Here is a 15,190-nt window from a genome sequence, read left to right as displayed (position 1 = left end):
AGTAGGTGTGACGGGATACCGACACGCCGGTCTCTATATTACTCCCTTTACCGCGGTGCATTATTTCCCGTCCTTCTCCTGTGACGAATCTGCAGCAGCAGCCTTATCCAGGCCACCCGGATGATCGGCTGCTGGCGCAGCCGGCAGGTTGTTGAAAATGCTGAAGTGTTCAAGGGCAACGCGTCGCACAACCGGAAAAAATGCTCCCCGGCTACCGTCTGAAAGCAGTTCCGGATCAGCAATAATGATCTGCAAAGAATGCTCAACAATTGCTGCGCTAGCAGTTTCAGAATGTGTAAAACGATCAGCCAGCACTTTGACAGCGCTCCGCATCAGTCGATAAGAGGCATCTGTACTGTCAAAACAAGCCATGACGCGCGCACTCCCTTCGGCAGGCAAGAGCAACACAGCTCTCAGCTGCCAACCCCCACCGAAGTCTGTTGGGTGACAGTAAGAATTAGCGAGCACTAAATCAGTTCCAATCCACGCACATTATAGAGGGTAGCGATTTCCAAACGCTTATGACGGAAGCGAAAAAGCGTGGCGTGGAAGGGTGAGCCGGATCAGAAGCCCTTGCGGTTGCCAGTCTCTCGATACCTGTGCGTTCAGGGTCCTGACCAGCATGTTTTCAAGAGTGGTTCCGAAGCCTGCTTCCCTGGTCTTTCCTGCGGTCGTGGTTCTCGCATTGGATTCGAGCCAGGCGATCTCGAAACAGTCCGGCCCAGGCGTCAGGGTAACATCGAGCCGCCCGTCCGCCACAGAAAGAGCACCGTATTTCACTGCGTTGGTAGCATACTCGTGAAACAGCAGCGCAAGACTTGTCACGCGCTCCGCACTGATGTGTGGGTCCTCGCCATGCAGATGCCATCGCCCGGCGTCTTTGTCTTCAAACGGAGAAAGCAGGTTCGAGAGGAGATTAAAGAAGGTCGTGGATCGTTCCGACGGGGATTCGCCGCCGCCGAAGCTTGGCAAGGTCAACTGGTGGGCATGTGATAAAGCAATCAAACGGTTCTTCATGCCGTCGGCGAGTTCAGCAGGCGTCTGCGCTGTTCGTGCGGCCAAAGTTATAATGCTGCCAGTGATTGCAAAAAGGTTTTTCACCCGATGATGCATCTCCCGGAGCAGCATATCTTGATGTTCTGCTGCACGTTTCCGCTCAGAGATGTCACGGGCGATCTTGGACGCGCCGATGATCGTGCCGTCACCGGCCCGGATGGGTGAGATCGTGAGGGAAATGTCAATGAGGGTGCCGTCCTTGCGACGGCGGACTGTCTCGAAATGATCGACGCGCTCTCCCGCATTGATCCTTGCCAGGATCGCAGGCTCTTCGTCCAGACGATCCTCCGGGATCAGAATGGTAATTGGTCGTCCCACTGCTTCGTCAGCTGAATAGCCGAACAGCCGCTGCGCGCTCAGGTTCCAAGTGGTAATGATCCCTTGCAACGATTTGCTGATGATAGCGTCATCGGACGATTCGACGATCGCCGCAAGGAAAGCCGCAGCTTCATATCCCGGCTGCGCTACCTTCAATTGCGCCAGCAGCCGCTGCAGACGATCTTCGTTCGTTGCGCCATAACCGGCGTGTGGATAATCTTCCATCTCGGGTACTCGTCGAATGCTGAAATGTCTGCTGGTAGGCTCACAGAAGCCCCAATTTTCTTGAAGATATTCTATTTTAGCCACTGCGCAATAGCTGTGGTGATGGCGCATCGCGCCCGCTTTCCCCAATCGTCGCAATGCAATATCCTTCGGGGGTCACCAATCCTGTCGAAAAGGCGCGGCAAACGCCTCAGAGCGATCGAGATTATCAAAAATCCTGGACATCGCAACTGGATGGTGCCGCATCGAAAAGGTGTCGAACGCACTGGCGTGCGAGACCAAACGTCAACGGATCGTAACTCAGCCGGGCGTTAACCATATCTGGAAACGCTGGTCCAAATCCGCACTGGTTATGTTAATTGTTTGTAAACAGGGCGATTGGGTGGGGCCACAAAGTGAGCTTTGTGCTGGAAAAACATTGGGAACGGCTGCTTGAGGAAATTGCGGCTTGTGAAATGGCAGTTAGAGAGATCGAAATCGATCTTCGTCTTCGGGCAATGGCGAACAACATCAACGAAAGAGAGTTGATCCTCTTGCGACGGCTAAAAGATGAAAAGTCCGATCTGCTTTATCGTTGTCTGAACCTGAAAGAAGCGTTCATCGCGTTGATGCGTAAAAACGACTTAGCAGCCGGGTAATCCTCTCGCGCAGACCAAAGGCTCACCGTATGCGCCTCGAGCCGTCAAGGGATGGGGTCCAAGCTGGCGGAACCGGGAACATTTCCCTGGAGCCTACAGCTCATCTTTTTACCAAGTCTCGAGAAATGCGTCGGTGAGATGACAAATACGGCGACGATTGAATCGTGTTGCTGTGAGCACCTTCACAGAAAGCATCATTCGACGCCAAGCGACTGAAGGGCCGCAGCGATCTCGTGTGCGGGAACCGGTTTGGAGAAAAGATATCCTTGAGCCTCATCAAACCCCTCCGCATTGACCGCGTCGAGCTGCTCCTGTGTCTCGACGCCCTCAACTGTCGTTGTAATGCCGAGGCTTCGACCAATACCGGCAACAGCACGGACAATGGCAAGAGATTCTTTTCCGTTTGGTAAGTCACTGATAAAACCGCGATCGACTTTGATCTTATCGAAGGGAAAGCTCCGAAGATAGCCGAGCGAAGAGTAGCCATTTCACACCCAGCGCCCGCAGTTCTTGCAGTGTTCTTAGGTTTGAATCGTTCTCATCCAACATGACCGATCCCGTTGCTCCCTTGTCTCAACACCCTCGGCGGTAATCTTCAATCCCTTGGCCCGCGCGATATTGATCATCGCAACGACAAGAGCCCTGTTGTCGCTTCTGTGGATTTCCTCGATAAAGGATCTGTCAATCTTGATGCGATCAACATCGAACTTCTGAACCCGCGAGAATGACGAGTACCAGTTCCAAAATCGTCGATGGCAAACCTGACGCGGGCTGCGCGCAGGGCTGCAATATTCCGCTCCGATCGGCCATCCTCGCCGGTGGCAGCACTTTCCGTTATCTCGATCTCCAGGCGATTAGCCGGTATCTGCCATTTTTCGAGCGCAGCAATTATGTTCAGCGGATAGGAGGGCGAACACAGTTCCACTAAGGAGGCGTTGAGCGCGATGTCGATGTCGGGAAACTCTGCCAGCATGGAACAGGCGTCTTCCAGCACAATGGCACCGATTTCGTGGATCAGGCCGCACGCTTCCGCGAGCGGAATAAACCGTTCGGGGCTGATGTATTGTATCCGAGTTCGGGGTGTTTCCAGCGCGCCAGGGCCTCGAGAGAACAGAGCGTCCCCTCTCCCGCAGAAAAGACAGGCTGATAAAATGTTTCTATCTGCGCACGGCCATTGACCGCTTTACGCAAGTCAGCCTCCAGGGCCCTCCTCTGGCGAAGCAACTCGTCCATGTGGTTACCGAATATCGCGTAAGTATTCCTGTCGACGGCTTTGGCGTGATAACGTGCAATGTCAGCCTGACGGATTGCCTCGTTTGCGTCAAAGGAGCCCTGCTTGAGGGCCACTCCGACACTCGCGCCAATTGCGACATGTGCCCCATAGATTTCGAAAGGCGCTCGAAGGTCGTCAACGATGGCTTTTGCGGCATGCTCTGCCTGCACGAATTCATTCAGCGTGAGAAGAACGGTAAATTCATCACCGCCGATCCGCGCAACAAGGCCGTCGGGAAAAAGGCTCATGAGCCGCGCTGCAACAAGCGATATCAATTTATCACCTGCGGGATGGCCAAGCGAGTCGTTCACCTCCTTGAACCTGTCGAGGTCGGTAAACAGGACAGCATGTACCTCGTCTTCTTTCGCATTTTGCGCGGCCGCCGCAACCTCCACGTTGAAATCCGAACGATTGGCGAGCCCAGTGAGACCATCATGTGTCGCCTGATATTGCAGTTGCTCCCGGCTCGACCGTAACCGGCTCGAGCGTCTCCAGAGTGCATTACCACCAACGCTCGCTGCGCTGAATATAGCAAGGAACGCAATTGCTATGGCAGGAACGGTGGCCTCGAGGACCTTGTGGCCGGGCGTGAAGGGTTGCCACTCGAAGTAGCCGACAACCGGTCCGGATCTTGAACATGGGGTAATCGCGGGACGGTTTCCCTCAGCAATATCTGACATGGGTGGTTGCCCCCGGTAAGATGGAAATACGGGCTCACGTTTGGAACCGGGCCCAGCATCAAATGGGAGGCAACCATGGACCAATATATCGGGCTTGATGTTTCGCTGAAAGATACTGCGGTTTCGATCCGACAGAATAGGAAGCGTATCTGGCGAGGGAAATGCCCTTCTGATCCGAAAGTTCTATCGCAAATCATCCGCAAGCATGCTCCGCATGCAAAGCTAGTCGTCTTCGAGACAGGTCCACTGTCGACATGGTTCTATCATGCGCTGAACGCCGAAAGAATTCCCGCGATCTGCATTGAAGCACGTCATGCGCAAAAGGTTCTGAATGAAACCCTCAACAAGACTGATGCCAATGATGCGGATGGCCTAGCGCAGTTGGCAGAAGCCGGATTTTACAAAGTCGTGCGAGTAAAGACTTTCGACAACATGGTGACGCGCACGCTGGTGGCAGCGCGTAGCCAGCTCGTAAGCATTTCCAAGCAGCTCAGCAACCAAATACGTGGTCTCCTGAAAACGTTTGGTCTCATCGTGCCCAAAGGGAAAGGCGGGGCATTTGATGCTAATGTGAGAGCGCTACTGGATGGAAATAGCGGCCTGGCAGCTGTGATATTGCCCCTGCTCGAGGCATGGCGCGACATACGTAAGCGCGCATCCAATCTTGATCACCAATTGCTCGTATCTTCCAGAAAGAGCCGGGCTACGAAGCTCCTAATGACGATTCCAGGCGTTGGCGCCGTCACGGCCGTCTCGTACGTTGCCGCGATCGAAGATCCTGAAAACTTCCCCACCTCGCGCTCTGTCGGCGCTTGGCTAGGGCTGACGACGCGGCGCTATCAGTCTGGCGAAATAGATTATGATGGCCATATCTCGCGACGCGGTGATAGTCGGCTGCGGGGATTACTCTACGAGGCAGCAACCGTTCTTTTAACGAGAACCACTGCCAGGACCGAATGCAGTCTAAAGACCTGGGGGCTGAAGCTGCGTGAGCGGCTGGGCTTCAAACGTGCCGCGGTTGCTGTTGCGCGAAAACTTGCCGTCATAATGCATAGCATGCTCAAGGCCGGGGAAGCGTTCAATCCATTGGCCGGCGCAGCGGCTTAACTACCTGCCTCAGCACCTCAATACGACTGAGATGCTGGGCGTCCCTGCTGTGGACGTGGGTTAGGTCATTCCGTAGATTCCGTCGCAGCTCATTGAGACTGCGTCTTGAACATAGGAAGACCTCACCTGCGAAAACCCATCATGCGGCGACTGCATGTCGACCGCGGAGACAACCGTGCTCCCAGCACCGGACGAATTTGCAGGACTGAAAGATGTCGAAAGGAAATATAAAAAGATGTCGCGTTAGCAACACGGCAACGAAGTGCCTTGTTTAAAATCCGCTTGACCGGATGCAGGCGATTAGACAACGGAATCGAACCGCCGACCTGCCACTACTTCTGGTACCAAGCAGGCAGATGAACGCGGCAGATCAAGCACCTGCCTCGATCGAAGTGTCCGGAGGGAGCCTGATTGCCAACTCTTCGCCATCGCTCGCTGAATCTCTGCCGTTTGGCTCCGCCCACGCTCGTGGTTCAATACGAGAAGCTCACCTAATGACTGGTCGACGGTTCTTTATGATTTGCCAGCAAGCCTAAGCGCACCAGCCCCTTGGGATAGCCAGTGGGGCCCCTACCATTGTTGTAGCCGTGGCAGCTCCCAGGGACGGCATGTCCTTGTAGGACAAAATTTGATTTTCCGGTATGCCATTGAAAGTCCTTGAAGGATCCGGCTTTTCCATTATCGTCGTCACATGCTCGACACGCCTATGACGCCCGAAAGCCCCCTGCCGATTGACGGCACCAAGCCTGCTGTCACGGCACGCCGTCGTGACGACTTCAAGCCCACTGTCAAAATCCAACTCGCCCAGCGCGTCGGCTACCTGTGTTCCAACCCGCAATGCCAGCGGCTGACCATCGGACCACGCAAAGGCGAACAAGGCTCGAACACCATCGGCGTAGCCGCCCATATCAAAGCCGCGTCACCCGGCGGTCCCCGATACGATTCCAGTCAGACGCCGATGGAACGGGCGAGTGCAGATAACGGAATCTGGCTGTGCTCCGACCACGCTCACCTCATCGACCACAACCACGAGGAGTTCACGGTCGAGAAGCTGGAGAAGTGGAAGCAGCAGGCCGAAGAGCGCGCGTTTCAGCAACTTGCCAGCGGCAAGGGCCCAGCGACCATCGCCCAGCTCTCGGACGAACTTATCCAGCAATTGGCGCCTTATATTTCACGGCTCGGTCTGCCGGCGAATGCCGATCTTGCGACTATCAAAACAGAGGTGCGCGCGGCGTCGCTGGCGGATATCGAAACCTACGAGCGTCGGCGGAGCTAGCCCAAGCATTCCGTTGAGCTCGAACTGACGGCCGAAGGCGTCAAGGATGTCCGCAATCTGAACCAAGCCAATTTCCCTCAGGTTCTCGCTATTGTCCAGCATATCGTCCTGCTGTCAGCGCCGGGCACGGGGAAGACTACGACCCTTATCCAAATCGCCCGCAGGATGATTGAGACCGGTCCAACGGTTGCCACCCGGACGATGGCGCTATGATATGCATTGAGATCGGGAATCTTCTCTCTGCTCAAACTGCATCCCTTTTCCAAAGGCCAGACATAGGGTAGTCCCGAGCCATAGCGCTGAAATTGGGCTCGCCTTCGCTATGAACGGCGAGAACATGCTCAGGACCGAGCGGCTGATGTGTGTAGAGATCGAACGCATGTTTGTCCGGCCGGCAGCCGAGCAACCGGCCATAAGTGGCAACCACGGCCTCAGCCGCCGAGTAACCATGGCGGGAATGGACGAGCGGCATGGCAATTTCCAGGACACGCGGCCGACCTATCCGCTTCAGCATGTCTTGAAGCGCCGCATCTCGCTGCCAGAAATAGGCCGACTCGCCGCCCCAGCTCTCGAGGAGCAATTCAACGCCGCCGTCTTCGACGTCAACAGGATGCGAGACCATCCAGAACTTGTCGGAGCGGGAGTTAAGCTGATCGCTTTGGTACGGGCTGTCGGCGAACAAGCGATCCGCGACCTCTTGGTTGAATGCGCCAGCAGCAACTTGCGCGGCGAAGCGTGATCGGATGGTGTCAAGGCTAGATGGATAGATGCCGCCCTGTCGAAGAACACCGACTTCCGCGTCGGTCAGGCGGGTATAATGCCAAGCGCGCATCGTGCGGACTTCCATCAGCCGCATGATATGCTCCTTCACCCACATGAACTCGCCTGCATAACGATTCTCGGGATAGGGCATGGTGCGATCGGAGGCCTCACGCTCCAGCCGTTGGTGGCGCGAGGTAAGCATGTAATCGCGGATGACATCGGCGTGGGCGTCGAGGTCGCCGCGCAGCTCGCTGTCGAAGGTTTCGATGTCCCAGACGTCAATGATGGCGATACCCTTTGTCATGCCTCATTCTCGTTTCCTGCTACGATCCGCGCGCATGACGGGCTGACCAACTCCCAAACCCGTTCAATGATCGATTCCAGCGAAACAGCGTCTAGTTCGAGCGATGCGGCGTAGGCACGCCATTGCCGCTGCTTCCCTTCGTCGCCAAACATCTCGACCGAGTGGCCCGGTGGCGTTCTTTTGGGATCGGCGTCCGGCGGCGTGCAAACGTCGCGCGGATAGCCGCATCCAGATCGTCAGCGGGAATGTCGATCGCGCGCGGTATCGCCCACAGGTCGTAATAGTCTTTCATGCGCCCGTTGAGAACACCAAGCGCCACCATCGCCTGGAATTTCTCGGCGATCACCGTTGCGGGCGGATAGGAACGAACCTGCGGAGCGGGAAAATCTAGCAGGGCTGGATAGTCGAGCCGCTGCGTCGCATCGGCCATAACGTCTCCGAAGCCGATGTCGATTGTAACGGGGATGCGGGTCCTTTCGAGATAGGCTGCAGTCTTGAGACGAACGCCGCCATATTCCATTTCTTCTCGAATGACTGTTGCAGCGAGCGCATTGATGTCGAAGACGAGCCCGTCGTCGCTCTCAATCGCCATGATCTCCCCGAAGTCGGCGATCAGGCGGGCAGGATCTGCGTCCCCATGTCCGAGAAAGTCCGCATCCCGCGTCACCCGATTGTCGTCGGCCACCCAGACCGTGACCAACATACCGCCTTTCAGGACGAAGCGGTCCCGATGCGCTGAGATTGACAGGCGATACAGCAACCGTTCGAGCGCGAACCGCACCAGCAGGACGTCGAATGCGCGACCTTCTTTGCGGGCGATATTGAGCAGCCGATCCTTGACCGACTTCGCCATGTTCGCTGGTGCTTTAGCCATTGGAGGTGAGCGCCTCAAGATAGGGTTGCATGACCTTCCAGGCGCCGCCGGCCTTCGCGGCCTGGGCGATTGCGCTTGGAGTTGCCTTGCGTTGCTGGAGAGCAGCGCGCAGGCCTTCGACAGCTACCGATCGGTCGACCAGTTTGGGGTTTCGGAACAGGTCGGCAAGGGTCTTCGGGATCGAATAGACCGGAACGTCAATGCCGGCGATCACATGATGTTCGATGCCCTGTCGCAGATATGGATCCGTGAAACGCACCATACGCAGCGGGGGATAGGACTGCACGGGCGCCCAATCGCTCGTTCCGATCGCTATCCAAACGCGCCGTGGCATTTGGTCGGTCAGTCCGTGGAATGCGAGCGCTGACACCAGAGCGATCACGCCTTTGGGTGCACGCATGACGGCTTCAGCAAGGATCTGGTTCTCCTCGATTTCCGCGTCGCGCTTCTGATAAACTCCGCGCGAGATACGCTCGATTTCACCACCCTCGACGGCGCGCGCGATCGTTTGCGCGCTGATGCCAGCCTCGCGCAGTTCATGTGCATGCATCATGCTGCGCGCATTGAGCAGGCTTCTGAGCTTCACTTTTTGCGAGTCTTGCGCCGATGGCATGTTACAAATCCTCTAATTGTTTGCGATCTTATCAGAGGTTTTGTCACGCGTCATCCCTGCATTAGCGAATAATAGACGGCCAGCCTCCAGCGAGCTCAGATTATCTGCCGGAGTGTCTTTTCGATCCATTCGGCGCCAGCAGCGAAAGTCGAGAGTTGCCGCGGCCGGGCATGGGGGAAACGCAACTGGCCCACCAATGTTCGGCTTTCGCGAAGTGTGACGCTGACGACGAAAACGGCCGTCAGAGCGAAGCCTGTTAGGGTCCACGACCAACCTCCCTCAGTTATGAAGCGAACCAGTACGCCGGAACGAGTCAACTGCCTCGATGCGCCCATCCATTCGCGCCAGAGTAGTTCCAGCAGAAGACGGCGAGCTTTGTATCAAGCTCCGCCCCTCCTTAGCTGCCTATAAAATTCCCCACGCCCGAAACCTCCCCCTCCCCGTCATCTCGCGCAAGCCCAGTTCCAAAACGATCCGCCGCGCTGCCTGTGGAGTCACTTCCAGCGTCTTCGCCACCATCCCAGCCGACACCAGCGGTTTCGCCAGCGTCAGCCGGTCATGCTCTTTCATGCCGATATCGGCTGCCGCCAAAAATCCGTGGGCGATGGCCAGCAGCCGGGTTTCGCGATCGCGATGCCGGCGCCGATCGACGGGAATGGTTTTCAGGCCGAGATTGATGGCGGCGAGATGGGGGCCGATCGTGACGCCGGACTGGCGCAGGATCGAAGCGCATGTCGTTTTGCATTTAACCGTAAGATTCCGCCCCTAACAGTTTCAACAAGATAGCCTGGCACTTAATTTGAGACTTGGCACTTAACTTGAGATTCGATGTTGGATTTTGGCACTTAATGTGAGATTCTTTCGTCGACGCAATCGACGGTGTTTCTGCATGACTGATCCATTCCCTGATGAGGTTGACGAAGCGCTTTGGGATGAGGCGTGTCGACGAGCCGAGGCCATCCGAGGATTTCTGATACGTCGATCAGGCAAGGTTGCAGCCGGGGATATGACGCTTCTGGCTACGGAACTAGAAGTCAGTCGGGCAACTGCATTCCGTCTTACCAAGCTATTTCGAGTTGGAGGAACGGTAATGTCGCTCGTGGAGCGCAAACCCGGCCGGCCTGACGGCCGCAGGATGCTCGACGACAACCGAGAGGAAATCATCCGCGCCACGATAAATCGGTATTATCTGACAAAAAACCGCCCAGGCATCTCTCAACTGGTTCGGGATATCCAAACGAACTGCGTCTCGGCTGGGCTAAAGCCGCCACATCGCCGGACGATCGAAACTCGTCTCCAGGACATCGACCTTCACAAACGCGCCAAACGGCGGGGCGAAGCCGAAATCGTCAAGCGAACAACGGCCGTGCCGGGAGGGCTCACAGCCTCGCGTCCACTCCAGATCGTCCAAGTCGACCATACGAAAGCAGATATCTTTGTCGTCGATGAGGAGACGCGTCTACCCATCGGGAGGCCTTGGCTATCTCTGGCAATGGATGTCTGCAGTCGGATGGTGACAGGGTTCTACCTCACGATGGACGCCCCCTCCCGACTTTCGACCAGTTTTGCTTACTACACTCCGTCTTTGACAAATCGCCTTGGTTACGAGAGCGCGAGATCATTGAGCCGTGGCCGGTCGCCGGCCTCCCCGAGACACTACATGTCGACAACGTCCTATATTCGGAATGCATCGCCGTTTTGGCAGCAGGTCGTTATCGCATCGGTCTCCCGATACGACTGGATTATGATGTAGGCCCGGCCGATCGTCAACGAACGGTCTCTCCCATAACAAACACAGAGTACGCATAATCGCGGCTCTCACCGTCCTTAAGACGAGATCCTTTTGCCGTCGAGCGGAAGGCCTGAACATTATCTACGAGGTCGCTGAAACACTCAGCGCCTCTACGGCCCTGTCAGAGAAGGGTCCTTCCGCTGTGGATCGTCCCTTCAAAGAAGGGGCGATAGGGTTCACCACTTTTGACAACCGCATGAACGGTGCGAGCCATCTTGGCGGCGATTGCTGTTGACGCCTTGCGACGCAAATGGGGATTGTGACGGTCCTTGGTGATGTATCGCTCGAATTTGTCGCGGAAGCTGTTGGCGCGCTGCAAAATCGCGACTTGAGCTGCCATCCATAAGGTCCGCCTCAGGCGAGCATTGCCGTACTTGGACAACTTCGTCTGGCCTCGAAACATTCCTGACTGGATTGTCGAAAGATCCATGCCGCAAAACTTCAGGAACTGGCGATGGTGTTGAAAACGGCGCAGGTCTCCCGCCTCTGCCAAAATCGTCAAAGCATTGATCGGGCCGATACCGGGGATTGTGCATAAGAGTTGGTAATCAGGATTGTCCTTCAGCATGGCGACCGCACGCGCCTCGATTTGATTACGGTGGGCGATCAGGCTTCTGCCCTGGGCCAAAACCATACGGAACATGCAGATTGCGTCGGAGTCAGGTGCAACCGGAAGGCCGATTGAACGGGCGGACGTGGCGTAAATATCTGCCAGCAAACGCTCTTTGCCAACCTTACGTCCCACGACATCCCAGGCAGCTTCGATGAAAGCCTCCTTGCTCATGGCCGCGATGAAGTGCGGAGACGGAAACAGTTCGAGGAAGGCGAAGAACCAGTCGCTGCGTGAACTGCGGTGAAAGCGATCCGCTTCAGGAAAATACAATGGCAGGTAATGTGTCAGGATCCGATGCCACAGTTCGGTCTTCGACCGTGAGATCATGTCGTGGGTCTTCGACAGCTCTTGAATGTCGTTGGTGCCGCGCATCAACGCGTCATGGTAGAACTGCTCGGCACCAATGGTCATCATATGGAGGATAACCTGGGCATCCTTCGGGTCGTTTTTATCCCAGGAATTATGCAATGCCTCCCTGGTCCGAGCCAGCGCGATCGATGAGATCAGTTTGATCTCGAAGCCGGCTGAGCCGAGCTGGTATGCCAATGCGCGATGATAGTTTCCCGTTGCTTCGAAGGCTACGCGGACAGGACGCTGATAGCTGCGCAGCAAGCTGATGAGGCGATCGAACTCATCAAGATTGTTGAGCACGCTCACCCGACGTCGGCGCTTTTTGTCCGGTGCTTCGATCAGCACCTCGTGGCGTTCTTTGGAAATATCGATAGCTGCCGGAACGGGAGCAGATGCTGTAATGTCACAATCGGTCATAGCCGGTCTCCTTTACAGTGTGGCTTCGCAAAACCACTGTGAGACCTGATGCCCGGCTATGACCACCTGCTTCGCCTGATTGGGCTACGCAACTGGTCAAAGCCTCTTGCAACGCAAACTTCCGAAGGTGTTACGGCAGCGACTTCCGGAGCCGCGCTTTTAAGAGGGGATGCGATGATGCTGGCGTAGCGATCGACTGGCGACCACCGGGCGAACCGCGCTTCGGCGGGCATATCGAGCGGCTGATTGGCACCCAAATGGGAAGGCTCCACTTGCTACCCGGCACTAGTTTCAGCAATGCACAGGAGCTTGGCGAATACGATTCGAAGCGGCATTCGGCTCTGACTTTGCGCGAACTCGAGCGATACATCGCCCTCGACATTGTCGGTAACTACCATCACTCAATCCACCGCACTTTGGGCCGCCCGCCCATCGCGGTGTGGCGCGAGCACGAGGGTGAAATTCCACTGCGTTTGCCGCAAGACCGAATGCATTTTTGGCTGACATTCCTGCCAGAGCAGGAGCGCACACTGCAGCCAACCGGGATCCATCTCTTTGGACTGCGCTACTGGTCGGCAGCGCTAAGTGCCGACGTAGGAAGGACGAATAGCCGACTGCTCGTCAAATACGACCCAAGGGATATGTCTCGTGTCTTCGTGCGGCGACCATCGGGCAACTTCGCGGAAGCCCGTTACGCCGATCTTACCTTGGCCTCGGTAACTCTTCACGAAGCATTGGCTGCGAGGCGTACTCTCCTGGCGAAAGGGCGACGAGAGGTCAACACCCGCACTATCGTTGGTACAGCGATTGAGCAACGCAAACTGGTGGATGCAGCGGTGAAGGCGACAGCGACAGTACGACGGGGCCGCTCTCCTAGCTCAAAAACGAAAGTGGATGACAGCGGTTGGGGCTCGCTTCGAGGGATCGACTCCAGCAAACCTGTGGCTTTCGACGAGGACATGGAGTGAGCTGGCATGAACACAGAAATCTCCCACCTGACTGTAACCGCAGCGGGACTGCTCGGTGAAGCGGACAACCAGCGCATCCGCGCCACAAGATCACGTCGCTGGCTGGTTTATCCTCGTGCCAAACAGGTGCTCGATCGCCTTAACCTCTTGGTCGATCAACCACGCGGAACGCGAATGCCTTCGATCGCGATATACGGTGATAGCGGAATGGGGAAAACAATGATCATGAAGCGTTTCCGTGACCAACACCCACCAAGCTTCAATTCGCTCACGGGCAGATCGAAGACACCGGTCCTCGCCATGGAGATGACCAGCCGGCCTGGCAAGAGACGGTTTTATGCGGAACTTCTGACCCTTCTCGGCGCACCGCAGCGGCCGCGTTCGGACATCGCACAAATGGAGCAAGCGGCGTTGCGCATCATGCAAGCAATCGGCGTGCAAGTGCTGGTGATTGACGAGGTGCACAACATTCTCGCCGGAACATATCGCGAGCAACGCATCGTCCTTAATACATTGCGCTTCCTAAGCAACCGCCTCCAGATCTCGCTCGTCTGCTTCGGGGTCAATGACGCCCGTGAGGCCATTGGAGGCGATGTACAATTGGCGCGGCGCTTCGAACAGTTCACACTGAGCCGCTGGGCTGCAAATGAGCAGTTGGAACTCTTGGTCGCCTTGATCCTGCGCTATACCCCACTGCGTAACCCATCAGTGCTAACCGCAAAATCATTGCGGCGGCTACTGCAGATCACCGAAGGCATTACTGCCAACATCTTCCACATAATCAACTCTCTGGCTATCGAGGCAATTCAAAGCGGAAGAGAGCGAATTACCGATGAAGCCATTGAGAAATGGGAGCCAGAATTCGACGCCGACGCAGCGTTCGCATGAGAAAGAGCTTATGCGAACAGCGATTGCCGGTAAGACTGGCTCTGTGCGCCGATGAGCTTTTATCGTCGTGGATCACCCGGCATGCTGCATTCTACGCGATTTCTCCCTCGGGCATGCTTCAGCATTGCCTCCCCGAATTGCCATCATTACGCGCCGCCGATTTGAATCTCACCGAAGAACAAGTCGTCCGCATCGCACACATATTCTCAATCGAGCCCACTACTGTCCGCCGCATGACGTTCTCGAATATTCCGCAATCATTACGGCGATTGATCGCGAGCGAGCCTCAACAATTATGCTCCACCTGCCGCCGAACGGCCGACGGATTGCCTGTCATCCTTCGAAGCCAATTGTCAGCTTGGCGGATCACCTGCCCGCTTTGCGGAGGCACACTACAGACAAGTGGCGGGCATGACGGCCCCGCTCCCTTCCGCGGCTATCACCACGCAGCGCTGATAGGAGAAGAAATGCTCGACAACGAGGCTCAGCATGGTATCCAAAACTGGGTATCGCTGAGTGAGATTGCCCGTCTCCTGCTAATGCGGCGCGTTCCAAAGTTGCTGCCTGGTTACGAACCGTCGGGCTATAGGGTCCTCGGTGTCATCATTCCTGATCTCGACGAAGTTATGCAGATGGAAATCGGCAAACTTCCGAGTCCGGCAAGCCCGATCTTGCCCCTGTATTTGCGCCCTGCCCTCTTGGCAGGTGTGGCCATTGTCCAGCATGCCGGGCCCGAAATGCTTCGCATGCTTTGTGGCCATATGATGGGTGAGAACAAAGCCCGCTTCGACAGTGCTATAGAAGAGTTATTAGACTGTGCGCGCCAGTCGCATGGGTCGTCACAATTGCACTTAATTTGAGATTCTCGGACGATAGAATCTCAAATTTAGTGCCAAATTGGAAAATAACGGCCGCATTCTCACGTTTAACTGCCAAACGACAGGGGAGGCTAAGCGCAACGAACAAGGCGCTGCCCATTGGCCCGGCACGGGGCTTCGAGCCACTCGACTCTTGTCAATTATTGAATGACAAGAA

The 15,190-nt window shown here is 56.1% G+C and carries 16 protein-coding genes and 2 pseudogenes; 7 read left to right on the top strand and 11 right to left on the bottom strand.

The genetic code is table 11. The features are described 5' to 3' along the window. Positions 1-60: 60 nt before the first annotated feature. Positions 61-372: a hypothetical protein gene (locus FB593_RS23775; RefSeq protein WP_145167067.1), complete on the bottom strand. Its 312-nt coding sequence runs from the start codon at positions 370-372 to the stop codon at positions 61-63. Positions 373-519: 147 nt separating this feature from the next. Continuing rightward, on the bottom strand, positions 520-1,710 hold the full coding sequence (locus FB593_RS23770) for a PAS domain S-box protein (protein WP_321186312.1): 1,191 nt from the start codon (positions 1,708-1,710) through the stop codon (positions 520-522). Between the two features lie 284 nt (positions 1,711-1,994). On the opposite strand from FB593_RS23770, the gene FB593_RS23765 reads away from it, so the two are divergent. Further along, the gene (locus FB593_RS23765) at positions 1,995-2,237 is read left to right on the top strand and encodes a hypothetical protein (protein WP_145167066.1); all 243 of its coding nucleotides are present in this window, start codon (positions 1,995-1,997) and stop codon (positions 2,235-2,237) included. 194 nt (positions 2,238-2,431) lie between these two features. Here FB593_RS23765 and FB593_RS23760 read toward each other — a convergent pair. The 4 genes and pseudogenes from FB593_RS23760 to FB593_RS27900 form a co-directional block, all read right to left on the bottom strand. Further along, a pseudogene (locus tag FB593_RS23760) lies at positions 2,432-2,798 on the bottom strand (EAL domain-containing protein); the annotation flags it as partial. Then, a complete protein-coding gene (locus tag FB593_RS27910) occupies positions 2,759-2,923 on the bottom strand; it encodes an EAL domain-containing protein (protein ID WP_321186317.1) in 165 nt (54 codons plus the stop codon). The pseudogene FB593_RS23760 and the gene FB593_RS27910, both read right to left, overlap by 40 nt. Continuing rightward, positions 2,860-3,243, bottom strand: a complete 384-nt coding sequence (locus FB593_RS27905) for an EAL domain-containing protein (RefSeq protein ID WP_321186316.1) — start codon at positions 3,241-3,243, stop codon at positions 2,860-2,862. Before FB593_RS27905 ends, FB593_RS27910 begins: the two co-directional genes overlap by 64 nt. An 8-nt stretch (positions 3,244-3,251) precedes the next feature. Continuing rightward, positions 3,252-4,190 (bottom strand): GGDEF domain-containing protein, encoded by a 939-nt coding sequence (locus tag FB593_RS27900; RefSeq protein ID WP_321186311.1) that lies wholly within the window; start codon positions 4,188-4,190, stop codon positions 3,252-3,254. 75 nt (positions 4,191-4,265) lie between these two features. On the opposite strand from FB593_RS27900, the gene FB593_RS23750 reads away from it, so the two are divergent. Both FB593_RS23750 and FB593_RS23745 read left to right on the top strand, forming a co-directional pair. Continuing rightward, entirely contained in the window at positions 4,266-5,297 is a 1,032-nt protein-coding gene (locus FB593_RS23750) for an IS110 family transposase (RefSeq protein ID WP_145167065.1), read from the top strand. Positions 5,298-6,003: 706 nt separating this feature from the next. Then, on the top strand, positions 6,004-6,573 hold the full coding sequence (locus FB593_RS23745) for a hypothetical protein (RefSeq protein ID WP_145167064.1): 570 nt from the start codon (positions 6,004-6,006) through the stop codon (positions 6,571-6,573). A 244-nt stretch (positions 6,574-6,817) separates the two neighbouring features. On the opposite strand, the gene FB593_RS23740 is transcribed toward FB593_RS23745, so the two are convergent. The 4 genes and pseudogenes from FB593_RS23740 to FB593_RS23720 all read right to left on the bottom strand — a co-directional run. Continuing rightward, on the bottom strand, positions 6,818-7,639 hold the full coding sequence (locus FB593_RS23740) for a hypothetical protein (protein ID WP_145167063.1): 822 nt from the start codon (positions 7,637-7,639) through the stop codon (positions 6,818-6,820). A 91-nt stretch (positions 7,640-7,730) separates the two neighbouring features. Then, the gene (locus FB593_RS23735) at positions 7,731-8,513 is read right to left on the bottom strand and encodes a nucleotidyl transferase AbiEii/AbiGii toxin family protein (RefSeq protein ID WP_321186310.1); all 783 of its coding nucleotides are present in this window, start codon (positions 8,511-8,513) and stop codon (positions 7,731-7,733) included. Further along, a complete protein-coding gene (locus FB593_RS23730; RefSeq protein ID WP_145167062.1) occupies positions 8,506-9,126 on the bottom strand; it encodes a type IV toxin-antitoxin system AbiEi family antitoxin domain-containing protein in 621 nt (206 codons plus the stop codon). Before FB593_RS23730 ends, FB593_RS23735 begins: the two co-directional genes overlap by 8 nt. A 405-nt stretch (positions 9,127-9,531) precedes the next feature. Beyond that, a pseudogene (locus FB593_RS23720) lies at positions 9,532-9,855 on the bottom strand (helix-turn-helix domain-containing protein); the annotation flags it as partial. 160 nt (positions 9,856-10,015) lie between these two features. Here FB593_RS23720 and FB593_RS23715 point away from each other — a divergent pair. Further along, entirely contained in the window at positions 10,016-10,879 is an 864-nt protein-coding gene (locus FB593_RS23715) for a hypothetical protein (RefSeq protein WP_321186309.1), read from the top strand. Positions 10,880-11,039: 160 nt separating this feature from the next. On the opposite strand, the gene FB593_RS23710 is transcribed toward FB593_RS23715, so the two are convergent. Further along, the gene (locus FB593_RS23710; RefSeq protein ID WP_145167060.1) at positions 11,040-12,299 is read right to left on the bottom strand and encodes an IS110 family transposase; all 1,260 of its coding nucleotides are present in this window, start codon (positions 12,297-12,299) and stop codon (positions 11,040-11,042) included. Positions 12,300-12,571: 272 nt separating this feature from the next. Between FB593_RS23710 and FB593_RS23705 the strand changes: the two genes are divergently transcribed. From FB593_RS23705 to FB593_RS23695, 3 genes are read left to right on the top strand one after another with little or no spacing between them, the layout of a single operon-like run. Next, positions 12,572-13,267, top strand: a complete 696-nt coding sequence (locus FB593_RS23705) for a Mu transposase C-terminal domain-containing protein (RefSeq protein ID WP_321186308.1) — start codon at positions 12,572-12,574, stop codon at positions 13,265-13,267. Between the two features lie 6 nt (positions 13,268-13,273). Next, the gene (locus FB593_RS23700; RefSeq protein ID WP_145167058.1) at positions 13,274-14,155 is read left to right on the top strand and encodes a TniB family NTP-binding protein; all 882 of its coding nucleotides are present in this window, start codon (positions 13,274-13,276) and stop codon (positions 14,153-14,155) included. Next, positions 14,152-15,015 (top strand): TniQ family protein, encoded by an 864-nt coding sequence (locus FB593_RS23695; protein ID WP_145167057.1) that lies wholly within the window; start codon positions 14,152-14,154, stop codon positions 15,013-15,015. The genes FB593_RS23700 and FB593_RS23695 overlap by 4 nt, the downstream gene beginning before the upstream one ends. Positions 15,016-15,190: the final 175 nt, after the last annotated feature.

It is taken from the genome of Rhizobium sp. SJZ105 (assembly GCF_007828365.1).
GTDB classification, from domain to species: domain Bacteria; phylum Pseudomonadota; class Alphaproteobacteria; order Rhizobiales; family Rhizobiaceae; genus Agrobacterium; species Agrobacterium tumefaciens.
The sequence above is the reverse complement of the archived record's forward strand: the minus strand, read 5'-3'. Positions and strand labels throughout refer to the sequence as shown.

Excerpts from the sequence above, each read along its gene's own strand:
- FB593_RS23775 (WP_145167067.1), bottom strand. The coding sequence starts at position 372 with ATGGCTTGTTTTGACAGTACAGATGCCTCTTATCGACTGATGCGGAGC.
- FB593_RS23770 (WP_321186312.1), bottom strand. The coding sequence starts at position 1,710 with ATGCGCCATCACCACAGCTATTGCGCAGTGGCTAAAATAGAATATCTT.
- FB593_RS27900 (WP_321186311.1), bottom strand. The coding sequence starts at position 4,190 with ATGTCAGATATTGCTGAGGGAAACCGTCCCGCGATTACCCCATGTTCA.
- FB593_RS23750 (WP_145167065.1), top strand. The coding sequence starts at position 4,266 with ATGGACCAATATATCGGGCTTGATGTTTCGCTGAAAGATACTGCGGTT.
- FB593_RS23745 (WP_145167064.1), top strand. The coding sequence starts at position 6,004 with ATGACGCCCGAAAGCCCCCTGCCGATTGACGGCACCAAGCCTGCTGTC.
- FB593_RS23740 (WP_145167063.1), bottom strand. The coding sequence starts at position 7,639 with ATGACAAAGGGTATCGCCATCATTGACGTCTGGGACATCGAAACCTTC.
- FB593_RS23735 (WP_321186310.1), bottom strand. The coding sequence starts at position 8,513 with ATGGCTAAAGCACCAGCGAACATGGCGAAGTCGGTCAAGGATCGGCTG.
- FB593_RS23730 (WP_145167062.1), bottom strand. The coding sequence starts at position 9,126 with ATGCCATCGGCGCAAGACTCGCAAAAAGTGAAGCTCAGAAGCCTGCTC.
- FB593_RS23715 (WP_321186309.1), top strand. The coding sequence starts at position 10,016 with ATGACTGATCCATTCCCTGATGAGGTTGACGAAGCGCTTTGGGATGAG.
- FB593_RS23710 (WP_145167060.1), bottom strand. The coding sequence starts at position 12,299 with ATGACCGATTGTGACATTACAGCATCTGCTCCCGTTCCGGCAGCTATC.
- FB593_RS23700 (WP_145167058.1), top strand. The coding sequence starts at position 13,274 with ATGAACACAGAAATCTCCCACCTGACTGTAACCGCAGCGGGACTGCTC.
- FB593_RS23695 (WP_145167057.1), top strand. The coding sequence starts at position 14,152 with ATGAGAAAGAGCTTATGCGAACAGCGATTGCCGGTAAGACTGGCTCTG.